Here is a 21,775-nt window from a genome sequence, read left to right on the forward strand (position 1 = left end):
TCTGACACACTGAAACGGACGACGCTGTCGACGTCCCGCTCGCTCTTGCAGGCTACTTAAAGTATAAGTAACACTCCGGCAACACCCGACAGGACTTCCACGATGTCTACCCGCGAATACCGAGTCACGCTCGCGCTCAAGTACCACCATCTCGACAATCTCTCACCCAAGGAGATTCGGGACCGGTTCGAGCGGGAAGGCGTCGGCGACTACGCCGTCTCGACGATCCGCGACTACCTCAACGAGGCACCGGCCGACGAAATCCTCGAACAGATCGAACAGCAGCACGCCAACGTCCGCCTGCAGTCAGCCGAGCGCTACGAGCAGCTCTACCAGCGGGCCCGCAAGGCTGAACACGAGGCGACGCGAGACGAGCCGATTCAGGCGGTCGTCCCACGGATGGATACCGTCGGGCAGAACGAAGAGCCACTCCGCGTCGCCGACTGGAAGCGCGTCCCGCCCGATGACGACCGCCGCCCCGAGTGGGCTGACGAGCGCGACACGATCGTCGTCTTCGTCGACGACGTCCGGCACCTCGAAGCCGGTCAAGAGTATCCTGTCGGCGCCCGACGGGCGGGCCAACCCGCTCGCCCCGGCACCCAACCTGAGTACCGGAAGGCAACAGTCGGCGTCGAGCGCGACGTCGACGATCCGAAGGGTCAGGCGATGGCTCGGCAGGAACAGGCGAAGTACCAGGAGCAGAAGGGCGACGTTCTCGGGATCTACTCGACTGACGTCAACCTGAGCGTCGACGGCGAGGTCGAAACGATCCACAAACTCGGCGAGTCCGAGCGCGAGCTCGCGCTCAAAACGCTGCGGGAGATGCAGGAGGCCGAATCCGAATGAGTGCGACCAACGCCGGCGACGACGTCGACGTCAACGAGGACATCGCCGACATCGTCAGCGGGCGGGATCTCGAAGGCAAGCGAGCGCTGCTGAACCCGTGGGATCCCGAGACGCCGACCACGCTCCTTGATGCCGCGAACGAGGTGTGTCGCGGCTATATGCGTGGCGAGCGCGACGGCTACCACTTGCTCGGCGAGCACCACGGCGAGTGGCTGCGCCTCCTGGACGACGAACGAAAGCTCGTCCTGAACTGCCACCGGGACGGACTGAAGACGACGATCGTCCTCTGTTATCTCGCCCTCCGCCTGGAGTACGACGCCGGCTTCCGCGTCATCTGGGCGATGAACAACAAGGGGATGACGAAGAAGAAGACAGACCTGGAGTTCAACCGGGTCGTCGAACGCAACCCCTGGCTCACGAACCTGCAGAAAGACCAGCGCGTCGCCGACACGATCGAGCTCAAGGACTTCCCGAACGGGTCGACGCTGACGGCGACGTGGCTCGATGGCGGGATCGACGGCGACCGGGCGCATCTGCTCGTCCTGGACGACCTCATCAAGGCCCGCGGCGACGGGAGTCCCAAAGACGTCCGCGAGTGGATCGAGGGGACCGCGCTCCCGATGGTCAAGGACGGCGGCCGCACCGTGATGATCGGGACGCGGAAGCGACAGGACGATCTCTACCAGCACTACCGCTCGGTGCCGGCGTTCTCCGTCGCGGAGTACCCGGCGATCCTGGAGTACTGGGAAGACGGCAACGCGACCGCACCCGACCTTGAGGATCGCCGCCCACCGACGGAGTACTATACCGAGGTCCAGGATCCGTGGCACGAGGGCCGCACGATGCAGGTGCTGTGGCCCGAGGCGCGAGGGCCCGAGTGGCTCCGCGAGAAGCGTGACGAGATGGCGGACTTCCGCTTCTGGCGGGAGTACTGTCTCACGTTCATCGGCGCCTCGGGCAACCTCGTCGACGCCGACGCCGTCAACCGCGACGTCAACGACGGCGGGTGCTCGATTCGGGGGCGTAACCCACCGTCGAAGTATCGCGCCGGACGACGCGAATCGATCGTCGTCAGCCACGACCCGGCGAACAGTCCGACCGGCGACGACTGTGCGTTCACGGTCTGGTTGCGCCGGCGTGGTGGCGAGCGCGTCCTGCTCGATGCGCGGTCCGAGCCCGGCCTGTCGCCCTCGCAGGTCAAGAGCCAATTGCTGGCCTACGACCGGCGGTTCGACCCGGCGGCGATCGTGATCGAGTCCAACGGCATCCAGGGCTACATCGTCGAGGATGCGATCGAGTTCGATTCGCAACTGGCCGCGAAGGTGACCGGTCTCGATACCGGCTCGCAGAAACACTCCTGGGAGAACGGGATCCCACGCCTGCGGACTCTCGTCGAGAACGGCCGGCTCCACTTCTACCGTGATCACGCCCCGACCGAGGAGTTCATCACGGCGATGGAGTCGCTCGAACTCGACGACGGCCGGCTGGAGGGCCACACGCCGGACCTGATCGCGGCGTGGTATATGGCCGAGAAGGGCTTCCGCCGGCTCGAAGAGATGGGCGCGGTCGACGCCGACGACGGCGACGACGAAGACACGACTGGTGTTTCCTTACTATGAGATCGACGCGACAGACTTGCCGCGAGTGCAACGCCCAGCTCCAGTCCTCCCGCGAGAAGGCGCGTGGTGTCTGCGACGGGTGTGAGCGGACGGAGGCACAAAAATGAGCGGTGACGATCCCGATTCCGACACGAATGCTGAGTCGGTGTCGAAAATCGGCGTCGACGTCACCAAGATCGGTGGTGGCCTCGAAAAGGCTGACAACACTACGCAGCTCAACGAGCGCCGGATCGCGACCGATATCGGCCGAGGGATCCAGCCGCCGTACAACCCTGGCCGGCTCGCGGCGTTTATGGAGCTCAACGAGACGCACTCGGCGGCTGTCCGCAAGAAGGCGCGGTACGAGGTGGGCCACGGACACGACATCGTCCCACATCGAAGCGTCAGTAGCGAGGACGCCAGCGAAGAGCAATTCGAGACGGTCCGGGAGTTCTGGCACGGTTCGGACTCAAAGTGGATGGTCGGGCCGAACGGGACGGCGGCGACCACCCCCGAAGAAGTCCTCGAACAGGCCCGGATCGACTACCACGCGATCGGCTACTGTGCGATCGAGATCCTCACCCGTGCTGACGGCACACCGAGTGGGCTCGCCCACGTTCCAGCCCGGACCGTTCGCGTCCGGAAGGCCGAAACCGAGGACAACGAGGTCGTCAAAGGTCACGGCTACGTCCAGATCCGCAACGGCCGGACGCGGTACTTCGGTGAGGCCGGCGATCGGTACGCCGACGAACCCACCTTCGTTGACAAGGAAACAGGCGAGGTCGTCACCGGCACCGCCGAGAACCTCGATAACGAGCCGGCGAACGAACTCATCTGGGTCCAGAACCCCTCTCCGCTGGCGCTGTACTACGGTGTCCCGGACTGGGTCGCCGCGACGCGGACGATCGCGGCCGACGAGGCCGCGAAGGACTACAACCATCAGTTCTTCGAGTACGACACGATCCCGCGGTATGCGATCAAGGTCACGGGCGGCGAGCTCAAGGAGGATTCCAAACAGAACCTCCGAAACCTCTTCCAGAACCTGCAGGGGTCGTCACACCGGACGGTCCTTCTGGAAGTCGCGAAGTTCAGCGACGGCCTCGACGACGACATTGACATCGAACTGGAGCCACTGTCGGCCTCGCGGACGCAGGATATGGACTTCGAGAACTTCCGGGAGCGCAACGAACACGAGATCGCGAAGGTTCACGAGGTGCCCCCTGTCCTGCTGAACCGCACGGAAACCTCCAACCGCTCGAACTCGAAAGAACAGGTCCAGGAGTTCGCGCTGTCGGTGATCGCGCCCGAACAGCAGAAGTTCGCAGCCCGACTGTATCAGGTGCTCCATCAGGCGGCGTTCGACGCACCGGACTGGACGATCGAGTTCACCCTCCGCGGCGCCGAGCAGCCGAAGGACGAAGCCGACGTGGCTCGGTCGCGCGTGATGGCCTCCCGCGGTTCGATGACTGTCGACGAGGCCCGTGCCGAAGTGGGGCTGGATCCACTTCCCGAGGAGCATCCGGTCGACGGCGACACGCTCCTCGCCAACCTCGGCAGCGATCCGATCGAGCAGGCGATGGCCGGCGATCGCCCCGACTACCTCCCGCCGGCGGAGAACCGCGTCGGCGAGCGCGCAACGGTCGACTTCACGCTCCTGGACAAGCAGGGCGTCGAGTCGATGGAGTTCGACTCCTCGAACCTTGACCAGGGCCTCTACGACCCTGAGGAAGAGGAGCTCTACATCCGCTTCGAGCGCGAGGACGGCCCTGATTCGCTGTACGTGTATCTGGACGTCCCACCCGAGGTGTGGGAAGGGCTGGTCAACGCGAGCAGCCACGGCTCGTACCACTACGACAACATCCGACTCGACTACGCCTACGAGGAGATCACCGACAACCACAGCCGCCTGCCCGAGGGTCCGGCGCCGGATCCTGACGAGATCCCGGCCGGCATCGGCTGACCTCCGGCTGGATCCACCACACGCCGGACGCGATGACGCACCGCGGGCCGAGCCCCAGACCGCGGCGGGTTTTCTGACCGATGAGTACGAACACGCAATTCACCAAGACGGCTACGATCAAGGCCGTCGACGAAGACGAACGAACAGCCACAGCGGCGGTGCTCGTCCCTGGTGAACTCGATCATCAGGGTGATTTCTTCCGGGCGCCGGCGATCGAGCGCTTCTACAGCGACGACGTCGACACGGGGGTGATGCACGCGGCGTTCCCCGACGACGCCGCCACGTTGGAGCGCTCGGAGATCATCGACGAGCCGGAAACGATCGGCGACGAAGAGTTCCCCGCCGGCACGTGGGTCGCCACGCGCCGGTACGAAGACGACGATCTCTGGGCACTCGTCAAGGATGGTGTTCTGACGGGGTTCTCGATCGGCGGCGATATCGCCGACGGCGAGGAGTTGGACTCGGTCCCCGACGACGTCACCGTGCCCGACGAAGTACCGGCGGATGTCGCCGACGGCCCGGTCACGGACCTGATCGACGGCACCACGAACGAGATCAGCGACGTCGATCTCCCGGCGGTCCCACGGGCGACCTACAAGGACCGCGACCTGGGGAAGTCAGTCCTCGACGAAGTCGACGGCGAAGAGGAGTTCGTCGAGGTGATGACCAACCAGCGGGGCCACTCCGAGGACGACGCCCGCCGCCTGTATGCGTATCTGGTTGACGTCCGCGAGGGCGAAAAGACCGTCACCAAGCAGCAGACGGTCGGCGTCGACGTGTTTCGGGTGACTCCTGCCGATGGCGACGCGACGGGCTACGACGGCGAGTTGCTGGGGATGGGTGTCGATTTCCCGGAACACGATGTCTACGTCGACTGGCGAAACCAGGCGTTCCCTGATGAACTCGACAACGCCCACGTGTCCATCTACGGCAGTGTAGAGGATCTCGAACAGGCGACCGGCAACGTCACCGAGTCGCTTGGCACGGTCGAGAGCGCCACCGAGAATCTCGCGGAACTAGCCAAGGGGATTCGAGAAGCGGCCGATGAGGAGGGGCGGCATCCTGAGGTTGAAAATGCTATGAGCAACGCGAACCCCACCGATGGCGAATCGACTGACAAACAGACGCCTGCCGATGGCTCGGCTGACGAGCCGGATGATGCCACGAAGTGGCGACGGATCAAGTCGTGGCTGATGGGTGCCGATGACGGTCGTCCTACGCCCGAGGACCCAGCCACTGCGGAAACAACGAAAGCGACGTCCGATGACGGGGCGGCCGTCTCGACACTTGAGAAGGAGCTGACGCCCGAACAGGCTACGATCGTCGCCGACGCGGTCGGGGAGTTCGTCGACGCGCACGGCGACGCCACCGTCGGCGAGTTCCGCGACTGGTTCTGGGAGATGGAGTGGGCCGACGAACTCGATCCCGACCAGATCGTCGCGCTCAGCAGCGCCTTCGAGGAGTGGTACGACGAGATGGCTGCCGATGCGCAGATCGTCACCCAGGAATTCGCAGACTGGGTCGACGAGCAGAGCGATGGCGAGATCGATCTACACAAACACGCCACCGCCGGCGATACGGCGGACGAGCAGATGCCCGAAGACACCGACAAAAACGAGGCCCCGCCGTGGGCCGCCGAACTCACCGAGAAAGTCGAATCGATCGAGAAGCGAGTCTCCGAGATAGAGGAGGACGGCGACGCCGAGAAGTCGCTGGAGGATGCCCCCGAATGGGCGTCCAACCTGGCCGAGAAGGTCGACGACCTCGACGAGCGCGTTGAGGCGATCTCCAAGCAGTCCGGCCACAGCCAGCAGCTCGGTAAGACTGAGGAGGAGACGGAGAAGAACGGCGGGTTCACGCTGGACCCGCGGAAGGCGAGGCGGTGATTTTCGATGACTAACGCTTCCATTCAGCGAACGCGCGACAAGAACGAAGAGGCACTGGAGAAGCTCGACACGACCACGATGTCCGGCGGCGTGCTGCCGCGGGACCTCTTTCAGGAGTTCTACCAGAAGGTAGTCGACTCCGCGGCGATGCTGGAGGGCGCTCGCACCGAGGACCTCCCGCGGCCGCAGATGGACCTCCCGCGGATCTCGGTCGGCTCGCGGATGCGCCGCGGCGCCAACGAGGGCGACGGTGACGCTGGCTCGGCGACGGTCAACACCGACGCCGTCAGTATGGACACCAACAAGGGCACCCTCGCGTACGACCTCACTCGCGAGGCCGTCGACGACACGGTCGACAACGTCGACGAGATCGTCCTGGATATGCTGGCGCGACAGTTCGCGGTCGACACCCAGGACCTCGGCATCAACGGCGACGAGTCCAGCGGCGATGCGTTCCTCCAGCAGCACGACGGCTGGCTGAAGATCCTCTCGAACGCGGCGGACACCAACACCTACGATCACACGGACACCAACGGCAACGCCCAGCCGATCAACACGGATCTCTTCAACCAGATGATCCAGGCGATGCCGAACAAGTACCTCCGTTCGGATCGCTTCGAGCCGGTGTTCTACGCCAACGAGAACCAGGTCCAGGCCTACCGGATGCAGCTGACCGAGCGCGAGGACCCGCTCGGGTCGGCGGTCATCTTCGGCGACGATGACATCACGCCGTTCAGCTACCGCGTCGAGGGCATCGCCGCCTGGCCCGAGGACACGGTCGTCTTCACCCACCCCGAGAACTTCATCTACGGGCTCTACGACGAGGTGGAGATCCGCGTCCTCACCGAGACGGACAAGGTCGCCGAGAACGACCTCTTCGCCCGCTACTTCATGCGGGTTCGCGACGACTTCGCGATCGAGGACGAAGAGGGCGCTGTCCTCGGAACCGGGATCCAGACCTGAGGAGGCATCAATGGCAACAACTAACGAGCAGGTACGCCGGCGCTACGAGGACGGCAAGTACCTCAACGACGGCGCTGTCGAGAACACCGACACGGACAGCCCAGCCAATGGCGCCGATACGGTGGTCACCGAGGACACCGACGTCCACATCGTCGACACCGACGGCACGAACACGGTCGATCTCTCGAACATCGAAGCGGCCGGTCGGACGGTCCGGATCGTCCACAACGGCGGTGCGAACACCCCGACAGTGACGTTCGACGCCGCGGACTTCGTCGGGAGTGCGCCCGGTGATCTCACGAGCGCCGGCGCGACCGTGACCGTCCAGAACATCAACGGGAACGCCGACGGCTGGGTCGAAGTCAGCACCGGGAGTGCCTAACGATGCCACGCGTTCGCTACACGGCTGACGGCGGGCACTACCGCACCAACGGGGTCGGCTTCGATCCTGGCGACGTCCGTGATGTCGGCCCCGATCTCGCGGAGTATCTGTGTGACCGCGACGACTTCGAGCGCGTCGATGAGCCCAGCAGCGATGCGGCGGCCGACGGCGCTGGATCCGAGGCAGCCGCCGACGCTTCCGAATCGGAGGGGGAGAAGTCACCCGACGAACCCGAGGGCGAGGCCTCGGAGGCAGCAGCCGAGTCGGATGAGACGGAGGCCAGCGACGACGAGGCCAGCAGTGATGCGTTCGACGCCGACACGTTCCTCGACCGAAACGTCGGACCCGTCACCGACGACATCAGCGCCGGCGAGGCGGACGAACATCTGGACGCCCTCGCCGAGCAGGCCGACCGCGTCACGGTCACCGACGCGATCGGCGAGCGCCGCGCCGAACTCGACACGCAGGCCCAGGAGTAAGCGCCGATGGCCCAAAACCAGGGGTACTGTACGCTGGAGGACGTCCGCCGAGCCTTACGGAAGGCCTCGCTGCCGGGCGATCTCTCCCAGGATAACCAGATCGCCGTCGACGCGATCGTCTCCCAAACCGAGGAACTCGAAAAGACGTACCACCGCCACTGGTACGCCCCGACCGGCGCAGACATCCTGTCCGAAGCGTCGACGGTCGACATCCCGACCGAGCCGAAGTCCCGCGATGACGAGGAGTCGATCCCGACCGGCGGTGCTATGGCTGTCGACGCGGATCCAACGCCGAAGCTCTATCAGGGTACCTATACAGGGATCGATCTGGCGCGCCGTGATGCGAAGGCGGTCGAGCAGCTGCTCGTCCGCGACAGTGACGGCGGGTACACCGACTGGGTCTCCAGCACCGACTACTCTGGAGGCACCTGGCCCAACGCGGTCGGCGAGGATTACTACCTCCGTGTGAACAACGGCGGGCAGTCGATCCTGTATCTCGATACCGAGAACTTTCGCGAGGCAGACGACGATGACGACTACTACCTGGACTCGTTCGTCAACGCCGTCTATGTGACGTTTTCGTACGGTCACGAAGGCATCCCGCGGAACGTCCGGCGGGCGGTCGCGTTGCGCGCTGGTGCGGAGTTCGCAGAAGAGGCGACGATCCAGATCCCGGAAAACGCGACCGTCTACAACGTCGAAACGCAGGCCGAAAAGATGCGCGAACGGGCCGACGAACTCCTCGATATCTATCGCTGATGGCCGAGCTTGAGTCGGAGTTTGAGAACAAACTCTATGAGGCTCTTTTAGATGATGCTGAACGCAGGGCCCGCGAGGAACTCGCTCCCGAACTCAAGCGAAAAGCCAACGAACTACTGACTCGCTACGGCCAACGGCACGACTACGACGTCGGCACGCTCACCGAGGCCGCTCGCGTTGAAGTCGCACGCACTGCGGACGCCATTCGGGTCGAACTCTACTATCCCCATCCCGCGCTACTCTTCGAGCGTGGAACAGTCGACCATCCAGTTGAGGGCGACCCGCTCAGTTTCGTGTGGAGTCGCGAGGACGATCCACCCGAATGGGTTCGCGAACAGTTCGAGCGCGAAGATGACGGCTGGCGTGTCTTCTTGCAGAAAGTCGAGGTCTCGGGGCTGCCGGAGGGTGGCTTCATCCGGGATGCGCTGAACGCGATGCGACAGCAGCTACGGAGTTACTGATATGGGATCGCCACAGGTCGACTGGACGCTTGAGCACCTCGCCAGTGTCGCGGACGCCCAGCCCGATGCCCACCCGTTGGTGCGTGTCGATCGCGACGATGCGGAGGTGTTCGGTGCCGGCGATACAGTTGATATGTCGGCGCCAATACGGGATCGCAAGGCTGCCCTCAAGAAGGCGAACTACGTCGGGGCGACACTGGCATCATCGGAACGGTCGCCCATCGGGACGGAATACGACTACCGTGTCGACGACGTTGTCCGGGTTCGGGTTGAGGGACTCCACCACTCCGAGTGGGGCCACATCGACCCGACCGGCGGCAAGGGCGTTTTGTTCTCAGATCTGGTCAACACGATTCAGAACGCGATCGACAGTCAGGCGGCCTTCCCGCAGGTGGCGGTGCCCGACACGCAGTACACGCACCTGCTAATTACGAACGATGACCCACAGTCGGCCGAGTACGCGGATTTCTACCGCTACTCGTTCGACATCGAGTTTTCAGGATACGCAGACAGATGATTCACACACCAATTCACACCACAACGAGGTATCGTAGATGACTGGCGCTGGTAGTGCGACGGTCGCGTTCGGTCTCGAAGACGGCTTCGGCGGGTCGGTCATCGACACAGGGTCAGACGGGAACCCGGACTACTTCCTCCCGTTCAAGAACCCGAGCGTCGAGGAGTTGTCGCTGGACAACGCCCTCCAGCGCGAACGTGACCCAGGCGACGTCGAACCGGACGGCTCGCTCGCCCAGAACTTCGAAGGCGGGATCAACATCACCGGCGAACTCGCCGAGCCGCCGAAGTGGCACGATCTCGTATTCAACGATGGCGGGACCGGGTTCATCCCGGGACGAATGCCATCGGCGAAGTTCTTCTTTGGCATCGACTACCTTGACGGCACCGCCGAGTGGACCGCCGAGCAGGCGATCACAACCGACGCGACGATCAACTGGCAGCAGGGCCAGCCGCCGACCGTCGACTGGACACTGATCTACGGGAATGCGTCGTCAGGCACGTCGATCACGCCCTCGAACATCCAGAAGCCTGCCCTCGGCGATATGTACGCCTTCCACGGCCTGGACCTGACAATCGACGGGGCGTCGGTCTCGAAGCTTCAGTCGGCGTCGCTGTCGATCCCGACGAACGCGCGGTTCCATCGCGACGATACGCGCCACCCCGCGGATGCTGTGATCGGAGCCGTGAACCCCACACTCTCCGTTCAAGCGATCATCTCCGGCGTCTCGAATCTGGAGGCAGCCCTTGGCGGCTCAACGCCGGTCTCGATGCTGTCTGAAGTGTCGGGCTCGATGGCGTTCACGAGCGGCAACGGCGACACCGTCACCTACAACCTCGGCGGGATGAAGCCGGCCAACTACTCGTGGGATCAACTGATCAACACAGACGGCGACGCCCAGGATCCCACCGAGTTCCACGTCTCATCGCTGGGGGTGGCCTGAGATGCCCCTCCGAAAGAAGACGATCGATTTCGACGAGGAGATCAAACGCCTCGAATCGCGGCGGGAAGAACTCCTCGAACAAGCGGCCACCCTGGAGTCCGGCAATCCCGAACTCCAGCGGCTCCAGTCCGAAGGCCAGACGATCGACGATCGTCTTGCCGGCGTCCGCTGGGCGCGTGATGAGGCCTTCGACGACTCCGCGGTCTCAGTCTGGGACGAAGACGTCGATGAGATCATCCTCGGCGGCCTGACCGGCCGCGAGTACGGGAAGGTCGAGGATGAACTCGGATCGGCCGCCAGCGAGCGCGGCGTGTCGCTGGCGAACGGGACGGCCCGGATCTACCTCGTCGCCCGCGGGACCGTCTCGGCTCCGTACGTCGACGGCTACGACGAGACTGAGGAACTGGCTGCGACGGGGGAGCTTCCCAGGCAGTTCCTCGCCTGGGCCGAGGCCCACATCGACGACCTCAGCACGGTTGGAGGGTCCGAGGGAAACGAGAAGCCTTTCTCCGCTGCGCTCGCGGAGAAGCGTCGGACGATGTCGGCCGACGAACAGAGCTAAACTGGTATCTCACTGTCGCCGCCCTCCACGGGCACGCCCCACGCGATGCGCAAGAGTGGCCGCTCGCTGACCTCCGACGCCTCGCACTGGCGCACGAACTGACGATCGCTAAACAGCACCCGTTCACCGATGTCTGAATTCTCAACAACCGCGGCCCTGGAAACCGTCGTCGACGAGCGATCGCTCAGCGCCGCGGAGCAGACGATCACTGACCGACTGGGCGATGTCACGGTTCGGGTCGACGCACGGCCACAGGCATCTGCTGACGGAGGTCAACAAACGACCCAGCAATTGGGTCGGGCTCCACAGCAGGGGCCGTCTGTGACGGGCGGTACGACGGCGTCCGAACCCGAGGGCGTTTCAAATATCCTCACTGCGCAGCTCGAGGTCCAGGAAGGGATCTACGAACTCGTCGAGGATATCGCAGATCAACAGGACGGTGGCCTGCTCGGCGGTACCGATATCTTCCAGACGCTCACCGAGACTGGCGCCGGTGCCGCAGGCGAGGTCGCAGGCGAATCTGCGGGTGCCGTCGCCGACGTCGTCGGGAGCGCTGCAGGCCCTGCGCTCGGTAGCGTGATCGGTGAGTCGCTGCGGAGTCTCTTTCCCGGTGGCGATGGTGGCTCCGTCGAGCTCACAAAACCCGGTTGGGTGCCGCTCGAAGTCACACGGCCCAGTTGGACGCCGTTGGCTGTTGATCGCCCTGAGTGGATACCGCTGTCGGTCGATGAGCCTGCCTGGAGTGTCACCGTCAGCGAGCCCAGCTGGAAGGTCGAGGTGGCGCGGCCGGACTGGAAAATCCCCGTAGCAAAGACGGGCCAGTCGATCAGCATTCAGCGGCCGGACTGGCTCGGATCGCTCACGGGAGGCCAACCGGACCAGTCATCCGGCGGTCAGACAGTCATCCGCCAAACGCGGTCGACGGGGAGACAGACCGGCACCGCTGACGTCCCAGGAAAGGGGCTCGCTGAAAGCGTCATTGAAGGCGCTGGAAAGGGGGGTGCTGCTGGAGCTGGCCTCGGTGTTGCGTTGGGCTTCGCAGGCGGACCATTCGCTCCATTGTCAGTCCCAACTGGTGGCGTGGTCGGCGGCGCAGCCGGCGGCATCATCGGCGGCACAGCCGGCGCGATCGGCTACTTCGACCGGCGGTTCGAGGCAACGGGTGGCGGGCGATCGTCCGCAAGGCCAGTCACGAACGAGATCTCGATCGAGAACCGCCCGCGGTATGAGATCCGTGTCGACGGTCCCGATCGGAATGAAATCCGACGCGCAGTTGAAGATGCACAACGCGACAACCTCCGCGAGCTGGAAAGTCGTCTCGATGATGTTGAACAACGCCTGGACCGGATGAAACGCGCTTTCGAGAGCGGGACGCTGTGACGCTGTAGTCACGGTGTATGCAGCAGTCGGATGTGGCCAGCGGCCAGCCCCAGGACCGCTCCAGTAAAGTGCGCCAGCAATGCGCTGCCTGGCGCGCTCCACTCGACAGTGAGCCACGTCGCGATGATCGCTACCACGATGATCACGACCCGAGCGGACAGATTCAGCCAGCCAGTCACAACCTGCGAGATCGAGTTCGACGTCAGCACGTAGCCGACCAGCGCGAACGCGGCGCCACTGGATCCTAACACCGCTAGCGGCGTGCCCATCGCGTAAGCGACGACCACCTGGACGGCACCGGCAATTGCACCGGTCGCCACGAAGAACAGGTGGAACCGGATCGCTGTCGTCGACCACACGACGATCCCGCCAGCGAGCGCGATCATCACGGCGTTCGCGAAGAGATGCCCTGGGCCGAGGTGTGCGTAGACACTCGTCACCAGTGCCCACGGCCGACTTTCGATAGGGATCGCGAGGACGAACAGTCGCCCCAGTCCGACGATCGTTGCAGCCCACGTCGCGACCGAGACGAGCGTCATCACGCCGAGCGTCTGGACAACGGGGTTGCGGACGATCGCTCCAACCATCGTCTCGTCAGCGGGCGATTCGGCGGCCATATGCAGACCTCGGAAGCGTCGTAGCGTAAAACCACTGCCACGGACACATCAGATTTCATACGAATGGTAGAACGACTGAGTGGTGCTGTACTCGAGATCACGGCCTCCATCGCCGGCACTGACCGGACTGGTATCTTCGAACTTCGGAAAGACTTCGAGCCAGAACCGGAACTCACCCGCCGATTCGTCGTCGGACCAGTAGGTGAGATCGGCGCCCGCCTGCTCAATATCCCGACCAACGAGGGTGGAAAACGCCGTCCGTACACCATCGATGCTGGCGGCGGAAAGCTGGCCTACACCTTCCGTGTCTCGCTCTCTGAGACGCCCCATAACAGCTCCTACCTGCAGATGGGTGACACGGGTGACGAGACACAACTCACCGTCGGTGACGCGACCGGCCAGTCAGCGAGAGATCAACTCGATGTCTTCCTCGAATACGCAACCGAAGCTACGACCGACTCCGTCTCGCCGGCGACACTCCACATCGGCCACCACCACGACGGGACGTACTCGGAATCCGGCGATCCAGGGCTGTATGAGTCGCCACGTACCGTCTATATCCCTGAGACACGAGTCGTAGGATCCTCCGAAGAACCCTCCTCTGTCGATCTGTCGGTGACGTGCGTCCTCGCCGGTTCGCTCGATGAGGCAACCGACGCCGCTCAGCAACTCGGATGACTATGACCTGGAGACTCTACCGGCTCATCGTTCGCAACGAGAGTGTTCTCCGTCGCGGACGTGGTCTGGAACGGAACACGGCCGCGATCTCAAAGCTCACCGGACAATCAACATCGGAACCCATCTCACTGGCGCCAGGTGAGATCCGCTTCGAGTTCCTCCGGTCTGGCAAGCTCGCCGCAAAGCTCGCCCGCGAAGCCGAGGAACTGTTCGACGCCCAGGGGTACGAACACGTCCCGCTGTTCTCGACAGCCAGTGAAACGAAGACGGACGGTTACTACGTCCTCAAATCGGCCGACGAGCGGCCGCTTGATCCGGCATCGGAACGAGTTCATCGCATCGACGGCGTCCTCCGTCACGCAGGCACTCGGCAATCCCACCTGCGCACCGTCGAGATCACCGTCGACACCGTCGACAATCCACTCGGTACGACCGAAGAGGCCTACGTCGGTGTGCCGGCGACGGCAACCCTGACGCGCTGGTACGACTACTCGGGCCACACACTCACCCAGGCGACACCTGCCCAGACCGTCGCGACCGAGTATGGCGATGTCGAACTCTACGACGTCGCGTCAGCACCTTCGACGACGTCGGCGGCATTGACCTACGATCTCCCCTACGCCGACCAAGGCGCGGCCGACGTCCGTGTGTGGGACGATCGTGAGACCGACCTCGCCTCGAAGACCGACGCGGAGGGCATCGTCCAGTGGGGGCGCGTCTTCACGAGCTCACACGAGTACCAGGGTCGGCCGATCGTCTCGAATGCTCGCCTGCGCGTGCTGTTCGATCCGGATCCCACGGCCCAGCCGGGACTGCAGGCCGAGCGTTGGGATGCGGCGAACAGCCAGTGGAGTGCTGTCGCGCTCGCGCCGAACGGCAACCCCGACGGGTGGGCGCTCATCGACGCGGACGTCGTCACGATCGGCCCCGCGGCCGTGGACGCCCAGCTGCTGTTCCGTGCCGATGACGGCACCGAGGCGCCGCTCAACGCGCGGCTCTCGCGTGGCGACGACGTCCTCTTGTTCGAGTCGCCGCCGAACGCCAGCGACCAGACGCCCGTCACTCTCCAAGACCTCGTCAGCCCGATTGCCTCCGACCGGCTGCAGACGGCCGGGGAGTCTCTGGGGCTTCGCGCGAGAGAGGAGGTGCGGCGATAGATGACGACCGAGACGTTCACCTCCGATACCGATTGGACGATTCCGGACAGCGTCGATACGGTGCAGATTGTCTGCCGTGGTGGTGCGGGCGGCGATGGATCGACGAGTGGCGGCTACTCTACGTCATCGGCTGCCGGTGGCGACGGTGGAACCGTTACCGCCGAACTGGACGTCACGTCCTACTCAACGCTATATATCCGAATCGGAGGGGGTGGCGGCGGGCCAAGTATCAACTTCGGCGACGCAGCCGGCGGCAACGGCGGCAACTACGCGTCGGTTCGCGCCGGGGGCACGGCATTTACCGATACCAAACTCCTCGCGGGGGGCGGGGGCGGCGGCGGGGCTGCCTGGGTGTCTGATGGTGATTGGTCGCCCGAAACCGGATCGGGTGCGGGTGGCGACGGGGGCGCGTCGCCAACCGCCGGAGCGGATGCGACTACCCCGCGGCTGGATCCGACCGCACAAGGCGGCACCGCCGATGCCACTGGGTCAGGAAGTGGCGGTAATGGCGGATCAGTAGATGTCGCAGTTGACGGCGGCCACGACGTCCGCGCCGCGGGTGGTGGGGGCGGCGGCGGGTACTACGGGGGCGCCGGCGGTGAGGCGACGCAAGGCGGCCCAACCGTCGGTGAGAACAGCGGTGGAGCAGGTGGCGGCGGTGGCGCAAACTACGTGACTGGCTCCGCGACCAACGTCTCCCAGACGACTGGCACCAGCACCGACGTAGCACAAGTCGAAATCACGTATACCGATCGAGTTGATGATCTCCAAGCTACCGGTGACCAAGGTGACGCAGTGCTGTCGTGGTCTGCAGTGTCTGAGACTGATGGTTATCGAGTTCTGCGGTCAGAAACCTCATCCCCTGGTGCTGGTAGCTTCACCCAGATCGCGGATCTCGCTCCGGGAACGACCTCGTATACAGACACGGACGCCGAGGTCGGCGAGTTCTACTATTACTACCGAATCGAGACGTACGACTCGTTGGATTCACGGCAGTCGAACGAAGCCAGTCTCGAAGTCGTCTTGGCTGACACGCAGATTGATGAGGCGCGACGCGTCGCTGCGGCCGACATTGAGCTGACGTGGTCAAAGGCCGACGCCAAATCAAGCGGTGGATGGGAAATTTACCGTGCGACCTCATCGGGCACACTCGGTTCTCAGGTCTTTTCCACGACAGATCCTTCGGTCTCGTCGTATACGGATACAGTTCCGGATAGTGAGGGATCCTACTTCTATACGCTTCGACGGTATACTGATACCGCCGAATCCGATAGCGATCAAATCGGTGGTCCAATACCCGACTCGCCGTCTGATGTGGCAGTCACGTCGACGGCACCGGAGCAACTCTCGATATCGTGGACTGACAACGCGACGACCGAAGACAGCTATCGTGTGTTCACCTCTCGCGATGGCGGTGCGACGTGGACACAGCAGAGCAGTCTGCCGGCAGACTCTGAGTCGGAGACAATCAGCGGCCTGCTCAACGGCGAGGAGTATACGATCCGCGTCGATGCGTACACCGGGATCAGCGCCGGTAGCACTGCGGTCGGGACGACAGAGATCCCGGATGTCGGCCAGCCCACGCTCGATAATGGCGTTGAGGATGAGATCACAGCGACGTGGAGTGACGTCCTCAACTACGGCTCCTACGACGTCCAACTTCGGGAAAGCATCAACCCGCTGGTCGTGGGGAGCACGGGAACAGAAACCCTCGCAAGCGATCAGCAGTCCAGCTGGGTGGAGTGGGAAGATGGTGGCGAGCTGGTTATCGACGACGGAGTCTCGCTGTCGCTAACCGAGAGTGAGTCCGTAACCGTTCCTGAGAGTGATACAAACTACACGTTCGGCGGACTCGAGGACGGTGAAAAGTACGTTGTTCGCATCCGGACGCGAACTGAGCACCGGACTGGAGCGTGGACTGATCCGGTCGCGGTCACGACGGCCTTCCCAACGCCCGCGAACGTAAGCGTCGTCTCGACGTCGTCGACAACCGCGACAGTCGGCTGGGACGATCAGGCTGACAACGAGGACGGCTTTCGTGCGTACGTCGCCGAGAAGCGCTTTGGATCCTTCGGGACGGACCAACTGTACGAGACGCTGGAAGCCAACGTTGAGCAGGTGACACTCGATTTACGTCCCGACACGACCTACCGCGTGACGATCGAGGCGTTCACCGAGGACGCGACAGTCGATGCGTCGACGACGCTGACGACCGACCCGCCAGCGGTCTCCACCGGTGCCGCCGGTCGTGTGCCAGCGCAGGGCCCCTACCTTGAGGTCGACCACCCGAGCAACGGCCGGACCCTCACGCCCTCGATCGTCGGCGAGGTTGCTCCTCCGCGAGCCCTGATGGAACTGCCGACGACGCGCGTCCCGGTCGCCGGCGACAAGTGGACCGACGACACCTGGATCGGGGCCGACTGCCGGCTGTGGATCGACGGCCATCGCCAGCCGGTCGAGTCGCTGGTCCGCCCCGTCCAGACGCCCGAGGGCGCCGAGTTAGAACTCCGCGGCGGGGAGGCGCTGCTCAAGCGGGTCGAAAAGAGTGTCATCGAGCAGGAGGCGGACAGCTTCGTTCGTGATCTCCTGCAGACCGAGGCGTCGGGAATCGCCCAGACCGTCGACGACCCGCAGTCGACGATCTCCTCGGACACGTTCGTCCAGGGGGCCGATACCGACACGGAGTGGACCGATCGGATCCCGGCGGCACCGTTCGGCGACTCTGATCCACGGATGATCACCCCCAGTGGAGAGCTCGGGACCGATCGGATCGCCGCCTTCCAGGAGGCCGAAAGCGAGTTCACCATCAGATCAGGCACGAGTCTTCTCGCCGGCGATCCGCTGTCCCACGGCGAGGGACTCAACATTTCGTCGCCCGGTGACTCCGTCAAATTCAATTTCCTTAGCGATCTCGACAACCACCTCGAATACCCGATTCCGGCCAGCCGAAGTGAGTTCGCTGTCCGTGTTGGGTACTTAGGCGATACTCATCCCGGATTCGAGCTCAAGGTCGACGGTACCGTCATCGAGACCGTCGTTGCCGACGCGCCGATCTTCGGGAACCAGGACACCCAGACGCTGGAGTTAGAGTGGACCGATATCGGCGGATCTGATGCTCTCGGTGACCTCGCTGCTGGCGATCACTCCCTAACGATCGAGATCACCGAGGCAGCCTCAGACGGCTCAGCACTGACCGTCGACTGCGGCACGATCTTCGATTCGGACTGGACCTCACGAACCGACGAGACGCTCACGAGTGGCGAGCCCGTCTCCTATCCGCGTCTCCATCCCGATGCGATCGACGTCATCACCGACGATGCGGAGACCATTCGGCAGGTCGTCGGTGGGGAAGCCACCTCGACGTGGAACAACACGCTGCGGAACCAGGCGATCGCGATCAGCAACGACCAGGGTGCTAACTGGATCGAGGCGACAAACTCTGAGAGAGTCGAGGGTTCCTTCCAGTCCGGGACGACAAACATCCGCGCCCGATTCACGCTCTCGAACTACGCGACGTCGTCGTCGACAGAGCCCAAGTACAACGAAGGCCAGACGGTCGACCTCTACGATCTGTACGCCGACCTCGACGACGCGCCGATCCTCGTCGATCAGGTCTTCGACGGCAAACTCAAGACCGTCATCACGGAAGTCGCAGACTTCGCAGATGCGTTCTGGGAGGTTCAGTGGGACGAGGCGGCTGGCTCCCAATCCGTCGAGTGGACGTTCCCCAACCTGCGGACTGCCGAGGGCGACGCGTCACTCATCAACTTCGAGACGTCCGTCGACGAGACCAGCATCACGGAGAAGGCCGTCGTCTATGGTACGAGCCAGACCGTTCGCGACGAGTCCGTGACGCTCCAGCACGACACCGCTGTTGCGCTTGAGGAGCAGTACAATCAGCCCGCGGAAATCACCGTCCGGAGTGCGCCGGACGGAGCCACGACCTACGAGCGCGGGACTGACTACACCTACGACCCACAGCCCGGTGAGGTAACGGCGCTGTCGACCGGCTCAATCAGTGACGGTGAGACGGTGCTCGTGGACTACGTGACGCGTGTCCGAGGCACCTACTCGCTGCCGAGCTGGGATGGCGATGAGACAGTTGCCCGGACGAAGCCGGTTCCAGCCGCAACCACGGACCGATCGGCAGAGACCGCGGCCCGAATTTTGGTCCAGCAGACGTCCGAGCCGATCCACTCCGCGTCGGTGACGATCGAGGAACTACCCGTCCAGTGGGGGCTCGTCGAGATGGTGTCGTTCGTTGAGTTACCGACCGACGAGACCTACGAAATCTACTCGATCGAGCAGGGCGAGGGCACGCTTCAGTTGCAACTCGGCACGCGTGATACCGTCACCGAGGTCGTCGACGACCTGCAGAGTCGGTTGGAGGCGACGGCGGCGAAAGTCTGAGACGCAGGCGAAAAGTCGATGACGTCCGCGGGCACCGAGATCCAGAGTCCGCACGGACTGCTCTTGGAGGCCACTATGGTACAAAAACAATCCACGACCGACCGCACCGACCAACCAATCGACACCGACGGCGAGATCATAGCGAAAGCCTACACACCCGGGAACCCGATCGTCTCACTCAATATTGAGGCGACGGCGGACGCAAGCTATGCGCTCGACGTCGCTCCCGAGGTCGACGACTCGAATCCACCGACGGACGAGTCGGCCTGGTTCGACGCCGAGGAGACGTACGACCAAGCCGACGAGCCGGATCCGCAGGACATCCGCGATACGTTCATCGCCGGCGACGGCTGGCTCCGCATCCGCGTGACTGACCCTGCAGCCGACGGGGAGACGGCCGACGTCACGATCCAGCAGGCACACTAACAGGAGGCACACGATGGGAATACTCAGAAGACTGAGGGAATGGCGCGAACGGAAGGACGGCACGCTCGAAGGCCCAGCGATCGAGACGGACGAGATCGTGCTGGAAGATAGTTCAGGAGGTAACTAAATGACGAAAGTCAAACTCGTCAACGAGAACGGTGTCATCAAAGGAATAGATCCGGATACTGGTAATGAGGTCCCGATCGAGTTCGCAGACGGAGTCTTCGATTCGATCAGTGCAAACGAGGTAACGAACGGAAACCTAAGACAGAAAACCGTCACGACGGGCACCGTCACACAAGCGGGCGATATCCTTAGTATATCTGTCCCTGGCACGGACTTTGACGCCTACCGATTAAAGATCCCAACGCTTGATGTTGACGCTGGATCGGCGGAAGCCCAACTCGCTATGCGGATCAATCAGGACTCAGGCCCTAACTATGAGTATCTCTCAACGACTGGCGATACGCATTGGGAATTTGCGCAAAATCCTGAAAACGTCTCGGGATATTTACAGTTCCCGGCAACTTGGACGGCAGATCAAGTGGACTATGTTGTGACACACGCCATCGGCACGCGAGACGGCGATTACGGGAGTTTAGTCTATGTTGGGGACCCGCAACACCCCCCGCTGTCAACAATTGAGATCAGCGAGTCGGGCACATTTGACAATGGACTGCCCAATACAGTCCGGGAGATCAAATATGCCCTTGTGGGGCTGGAGGTCGTCTAATGACGCTGATTAAGCGCGTTGCGGATGACGAGTATCGGCTTATCGGCTCTGACGGACAGACAATCACGACCTACGAGACGACAAAAATGGTCCATCCAGATGATTGGATAGCAGACGCCCGTAACGCAGGGGAGGCAGTTTACGGCCCCTATGATTGGGAGTATGTAGATGATCGACAGTGACGTGAGCCTGAGCACTGTTTCTCCAGCGAGCGCCTGAAAGAAAGATCGCGAAAAAAGATACGCAGACCGACCAGTCGTGACTACGTCGAGTGGATCGCGTCCAACTGCCGAGCCGTGTTCGTCCCGTTACGGCCGATATACACCTCGCTGGTACTCGGCTGGGCCCACCCCATTAGCTGCATCAGGGGGAGCATCTCCAGCCCCCGAGACGCGTGATACGTCGCGGCCGTCGCGCGCAACGTGTGCGGGGAGACATCGGCGGGGCCGAGCCGCTCGGCCTCCTCGGCGGCCCGCTTCACCCTGCGGTTCAGCGCGTTCGAGCCGACCTCGACGCGGTTGTACTCGTCCGACGCAAAGTAGCGCTCGATGAACAACTCGGCCCTCGCGTCGAACCCGAAGTACACCTCGCGGGCGGCCGCCTCCGTCTTCGGCGTCCACATCCATTCGAGCGCCTCGTCCATCGTCAGCTCGTCGGCGATCTCGACGCGCTGTTTCGCGAGCTGTTGGCAGTAGCCGCAGACCTCTCCATCGATGCCCTTCGAGCAGGGCTGGTGCGAGGGGATGCGGATCATCTTCTGCCGCCAGTCGATCCACTCCTCGGTGAGGTGTGCGAGTTCACCACGCCGGAGCCCGAGTCGGCCGAGCGTGTAGACGATGAACGTCGGATCCGGCTCGTAGTAGTACTCGCTGCGGGAAAGGGTCCGCGCGCCCTCCATCAAGAGCTCAAACTCCATATCCGAGAGGGCGTCTTCCTTCGAGTGCCGGACTGACGAGCCTGCCCGGCCGGCGGCGTGGATCGGGTTCTGAGTGTTCTGGCGACGGTGCGTACTCATCGC

Annotated in this window: 21 protein-coding genes; 19 read left to right on the top strand and 2 right to left on the bottom strand. The window is 63.4% G+C overall.

Features of this window, described 5'->3' with window-relative positions:
- Window positions 1-102: 102 nt before the first annotated feature.
- The 13 genes from OS889_RS13660 to OS889_RS13720 all read left to right on the top strand — a co-directional run bounded on the left by OS889_RS13660 (window position 103) and on the right by OS889_RS13720 (window position 12,736).
- Window positions 103-846: a hypothetical protein gene (locus OS889_RS13660; RefSeq protein WP_372390631.1), complete on the top strand. Its 744-nt coding sequence runs from the start codon at window positions 103-105 to the stop codon at window positions 844-846.
- A complete protein-coding gene (locus tag OS889_RS13665) occupies window positions 843-2,465 on the top strand; it encodes a phage terminase large subunit family protein (RefSeq protein WP_372390633.1) in 1,623 nt (540 codons plus the stop codon). Before OS889_RS13660 ends, OS889_RS13665 begins: the two co-directional genes overlap by 4 nt.
- 103 nt (window positions 2,466-2,568) lie before the next feature.
- The gene (locus OS889_RS13670) at window positions 2,569-4,404 is read left to right on the top strand and encodes a phage portal protein (protein ID WP_372390635.1); all 1,836 of its coding nucleotides are present in this window, start codon (window positions 2,569-2,571) and stop codon (window positions 4,402-4,404) included.
- An 80-nt stretch (window positions 4,405-4,484) separates the two neighbouring features.
- Window positions 4,485-6,290, top strand: coding sequence for an XkdF-like putative serine protease domain-containing protein (locus OS889_RS13675; protein ID WP_372390637.1), 1,806 nt, complete (start codon window positions 4,485-4,487; stop codon window positions 6,288-6,290).
- Between the two features lie 6 nt (window positions 6,291-6,296).
- Entirely contained in the window at window positions 6,297-7,253 is a 957-nt protein-coding gene (locus OS889_RS13680) for a phage major capsid protein (RefSeq protein WP_372390639.1), read from the top strand.
- A 10-nt stretch (window positions 7,254-7,263) separates the two neighbouring features.
- Window positions 7,264-7,635: a hypothetical protein gene (locus OS889_RS13685; protein ID WP_372390641.1), complete on the top strand. Its 372-nt coding sequence runs from the start codon at window positions 7,264-7,266 to the stop codon at window positions 7,633-7,635.
- A gap of 2 nt (window positions 7,636-7,637) precedes the next feature.
- Complete coding sequence (locus OS889_RS13690) at window positions 7,638-8,114, top strand: hypothetical protein (protein ID WP_372390643.1); 477 nt, start codon at window positions 7,638-7,640, stop codon at window positions 8,112-8,114.
- A 6-nt stretch (window positions 8,115-8,120) separates the two neighbouring features.
- Window positions 8,121-8,873 carry a hypothetical protein gene (locus OS889_RS13695; RefSeq protein WP_372390644.1) on the top strand — a complete coding sequence of 251 codons (753 nt, stop codon included), beginning with the start codon at window positions 8,121-8,123 and terminating at the stop codon, window positions 8,871-8,873.
- The gene (locus OS889_RS13700; protein WP_372390645.1) at window positions 8,873-9,334 is read left to right on the top strand and encodes a hypothetical protein; all 462 of its coding nucleotides are present in this window, start codon (window positions 8,873-8,875) and stop codon (window positions 9,332-9,334) included. The genes OS889_RS13695 and OS889_RS13700 overlap by 1 nt, the downstream gene beginning before the upstream one ends.
- A 1-nt stretch (window position 9,335) precedes the next feature.
- Window positions 9,336-9,851 carry a hypothetical protein gene (locus OS889_RS13705; protein ID WP_372390647.1) on the top strand — a complete coding sequence of 172 codons (516 nt, stop codon included), beginning with the start codon at window positions 9,336-9,338 and terminating at the stop codon, window positions 9,849-9,851.
- 37 nt (window positions 9,852-9,888) lie between these two features.
- Window positions 9,889-10,794: a phage tail tube protein gene (locus OS889_RS13710; protein ID WP_372390649.1), complete on the top strand. Its 906-nt coding sequence runs from the start codon at window positions 9,889-9,891 to the stop codon at window positions 10,792-10,794.
- Between the two features lies 1 nt (window position 10,795).
- Window positions 10,796-11,356, top strand: coding sequence for a hypothetical protein (locus tag OS889_RS13715; RefSeq protein ID WP_372390652.1), 561 nt, complete (start codon window positions 10,796-10,798; stop codon window positions 11,354-11,356).
- A gap of 129 nt (window positions 11,357-11,485) precedes the next feature.
- A complete protein-coding gene (locus OS889_RS13720) occupies window positions 11,486-12,736 on the top strand; it encodes a hypothetical protein (RefSeq protein WP_372390654.1) in 1,251 nt (416 codons plus the stop codon).
- Between the two features lie 8 nt (window positions 12,737-12,744).
- Here the strand turns inward: OS889_RS13720 and OS889_RS13725 are convergent, their stop codons facing one another.
- The gene (locus OS889_RS13725; RefSeq protein WP_372390656.1) at window positions 12,745-13,353 is read right to left on the bottom strand and encodes a rhomboid family intramembrane serine protease; all 609 of its coding nucleotides are present in this window, start codon (window positions 13,351-13,353) and stop codon (window positions 12,745-12,747) included.
- Between the two features lie 63 nt (window positions 13,354-13,416).
- On the opposite strand from OS889_RS13725, the gene OS889_RS13730 reads away from it, so the two are divergent.
- From OS889_RS13730 to OS889_RS13755, 6 genes are all read left to right on the top strand, one after another.
- Window positions 13,417-14,031 (top strand): hypothetical protein, encoded by a 615-nt coding sequence (locus OS889_RS13730; RefSeq protein ID WP_372390658.1) that lies wholly within the window; start codon window positions 13,417-13,419, stop codon window positions 14,029-14,031.
- A 2-nt stretch (window positions 14,032-14,033) separates the two neighbouring features.
- Window positions 14,034-15,188: a hypothetical protein gene (locus OS889_RS13735; protein ID WP_372390660.1), complete on the top strand. Its 1,155-nt coding sequence runs from the start codon at window positions 14,034-14,036 to the stop codon at window positions 15,186-15,188.
- Window positions 15,189-19,598, top strand: coding sequence for a fibronectin type III domain-containing protein (locus OS889_RS13740; RefSeq protein WP_372390661.1), 4,410 nt, complete (start codon window positions 15,189-15,191; stop codon window positions 19,596-19,598).
- 18 nt (window positions 19,599-19,616) lie between these two features.
- Complete coding sequence (locus OS889_RS13745; RefSeq protein ID WP_372390663.1) at window positions 19,617-20,024, top strand: hypothetical protein; 408 nt, start codon at window positions 19,617-19,619, stop codon at window positions 20,022-20,024.
- A gap of 127 nt (window positions 20,025-20,151) precedes the next feature.
- Window positions 20,152-20,757 carry a hypothetical protein gene (locus OS889_RS13750; protein ID WP_372390666.1) on the top strand — a complete coding sequence of 202 codons (606 nt, stop codon included), beginning with the start codon at window positions 20,152-20,154 and terminating at the stop codon, window positions 20,755-20,757.
- Window positions 20,757-20,939: a hypothetical protein gene (locus OS889_RS13755; RefSeq protein ID WP_372390668.1), complete on the top strand. Its 183-nt coding sequence runs from the start codon at window positions 20,757-20,759 to the stop codon at window positions 20,937-20,939. Before OS889_RS13750 ends, OS889_RS13755 begins: the two co-directional genes overlap by 1 nt.
- 80 nt (window positions 20,940-21,019) lie before the next feature.
- Here the strand turns inward: OS889_RS13755 and OS889_RS13760 are convergent, their stop codons facing one another.
- Window positions 21,020-21,772, bottom strand: a complete 753-nt coding sequence (locus tag OS889_RS13760; protein ID WP_372390669.1) for a site-specific integrase — start codon at window positions 21,770-21,772, stop codon at window positions 21,020-21,022.
- Window positions 21,773-21,775 lie beyond the last annotated feature (3 nt).

This window comes from Halobellus sp. MBLA0158, from assembly GCF_041477585.1.
GTDB classification, from domain to species: Archaea; Halobacteriota; Halobacteria; order Halobacteriales; family Haloferacaceae; genus Haloquadratum; species Haloquadratum rubicundus.

Coding starts and splice junctions, on each gene's coding strand:
- OS889_RS13700 (WP_372390645.1), top strand. CDS start 8,873: ATGGCCGAGCTTGAGTCGGAGTTTGAGAACAAACTCTATGAGGCTCTT.
- OS889_RS13740 (WP_372390661.1), top strand. CDS start 15,189: ATGACGACCGAGACGTTCACCTCCGATACCGATTGGACGATTCCGGAC.
- OS889_RS13720 (WP_372390654.1), top strand. CDS start 11,486: ATGTCTGAATTCTCAACAACCGCGGCCCTGGAAACCGTCGTCGACGAG.
- OS889_RS13725 (WP_372390656.1), bottom strand. CDS start 13,353: ATGGCCGCCGAATCGCCCGCTGACGAGACGATGGTTGGAGCGATCGTC.
- OS889_RS13735 (WP_372390660.1), top strand. CDS start 14,034: ATGACCTGGAGACTCTACCGGCTCATCGTTCGCAACGAGAGTGTTCTC.
- OS889_RS13685 (WP_372390641.1), top strand. CDS start 7,264: ATGGCAACAACTAACGAGCAGGTACGCCGGCGCTACGAGGACGGCAAG.
- OS889_RS13730 (WP_372390658.1), top strand. CDS start 13,417: ATGGTAGAACGACTGAGTGGTGCTGTACTCGAGATCACGGCCTCCATC.
- OS889_RS13695 (WP_372390644.1), top strand. CDS start 8,121: ATGGCCCAAAACCAGGGGTACTGTACGCTGGAGGACGTCCGCCGAGCC.
- OS889_RS13675 (WP_372390637.1), top strand. CDS start 4,485: ATGAGTACGAACACGCAATTCACCAAGACGGCTACGATCAAGGCCGTC.
- OS889_RS13750 (WP_372390666.1), top strand. CDS start 20,152: ATGACGAAAGTCAAACTCGTCAACGAGAACGGTGTCATCAAAGGAATA.
- OS889_RS13755 (WP_372390668.1), top strand. CDS start 20,757: ATGACGCTGATTAAGCGCGTTGCGGATGACGAGTATCGGCTTATCGGC.
- OS889_RS13660 (WP_372390631.1), top strand. CDS start 103: ATGTCTACCCGCGAATACCGAGTCACGCTCGCGCTCAAGTACCACCAT.
- OS889_RS13745 (WP_372390663.1), top strand. CDS start 19,617: ATGACGTCCGCGGGCACCGAGATCCAGAGTCCGCACGGACTGCTCTTG.
- OS889_RS13710 (WP_372390649.1), top strand. CDS start 9,889: ATGACTGGCGCTGGTAGTGCGACGGTCGCGTTCGGTCTCGAAGACGGC.
- OS889_RS13670 (WP_372390635.1), top strand. CDS start 2,569: ATGAGCGGTGACGATCCCGATTCCGACACGAATGCTGAGTCGGTGTCG.
- OS889_RS13665 (WP_372390633.1), top strand. CDS start 843: ATGAGTGCGACCAACGCCGGCGACGACGTCGACGTCAACGAGGACATC.
- OS889_RS13705 (WP_372390647.1), top strand. CDS start 9,336: ATGGGATCGCCACAGGTCGACTGGACGCTTGAGCACCTCGCCAGTGTC.
- OS889_RS13760 (WP_372390669.1), bottom strand. CDS start 21,772: ATGAGTACGCACCGTCGCCAGAACACTCAGAACCCGATCCACGCCGCC.
- OS889_RS13690 (WP_372390643.1), top strand. CDS start 7,638: ATGCCACGCGTTCGCTACACGGCTGACGGCGGGCACTACCGCACCAAC.
- OS889_RS13680 (WP_372390639.1), top strand. CDS start 6,297: ATGACTAACGCTTCCATTCAGCGAACGCGCGACAAGAACGAAGAGGCA.
- OS889_RS13715 (WP_372390652.1), top strand. CDS start 10,796: ATGCCCCTCCGAAAGAAGACGATCGATTTCGACGAGGAGATCAAACGC.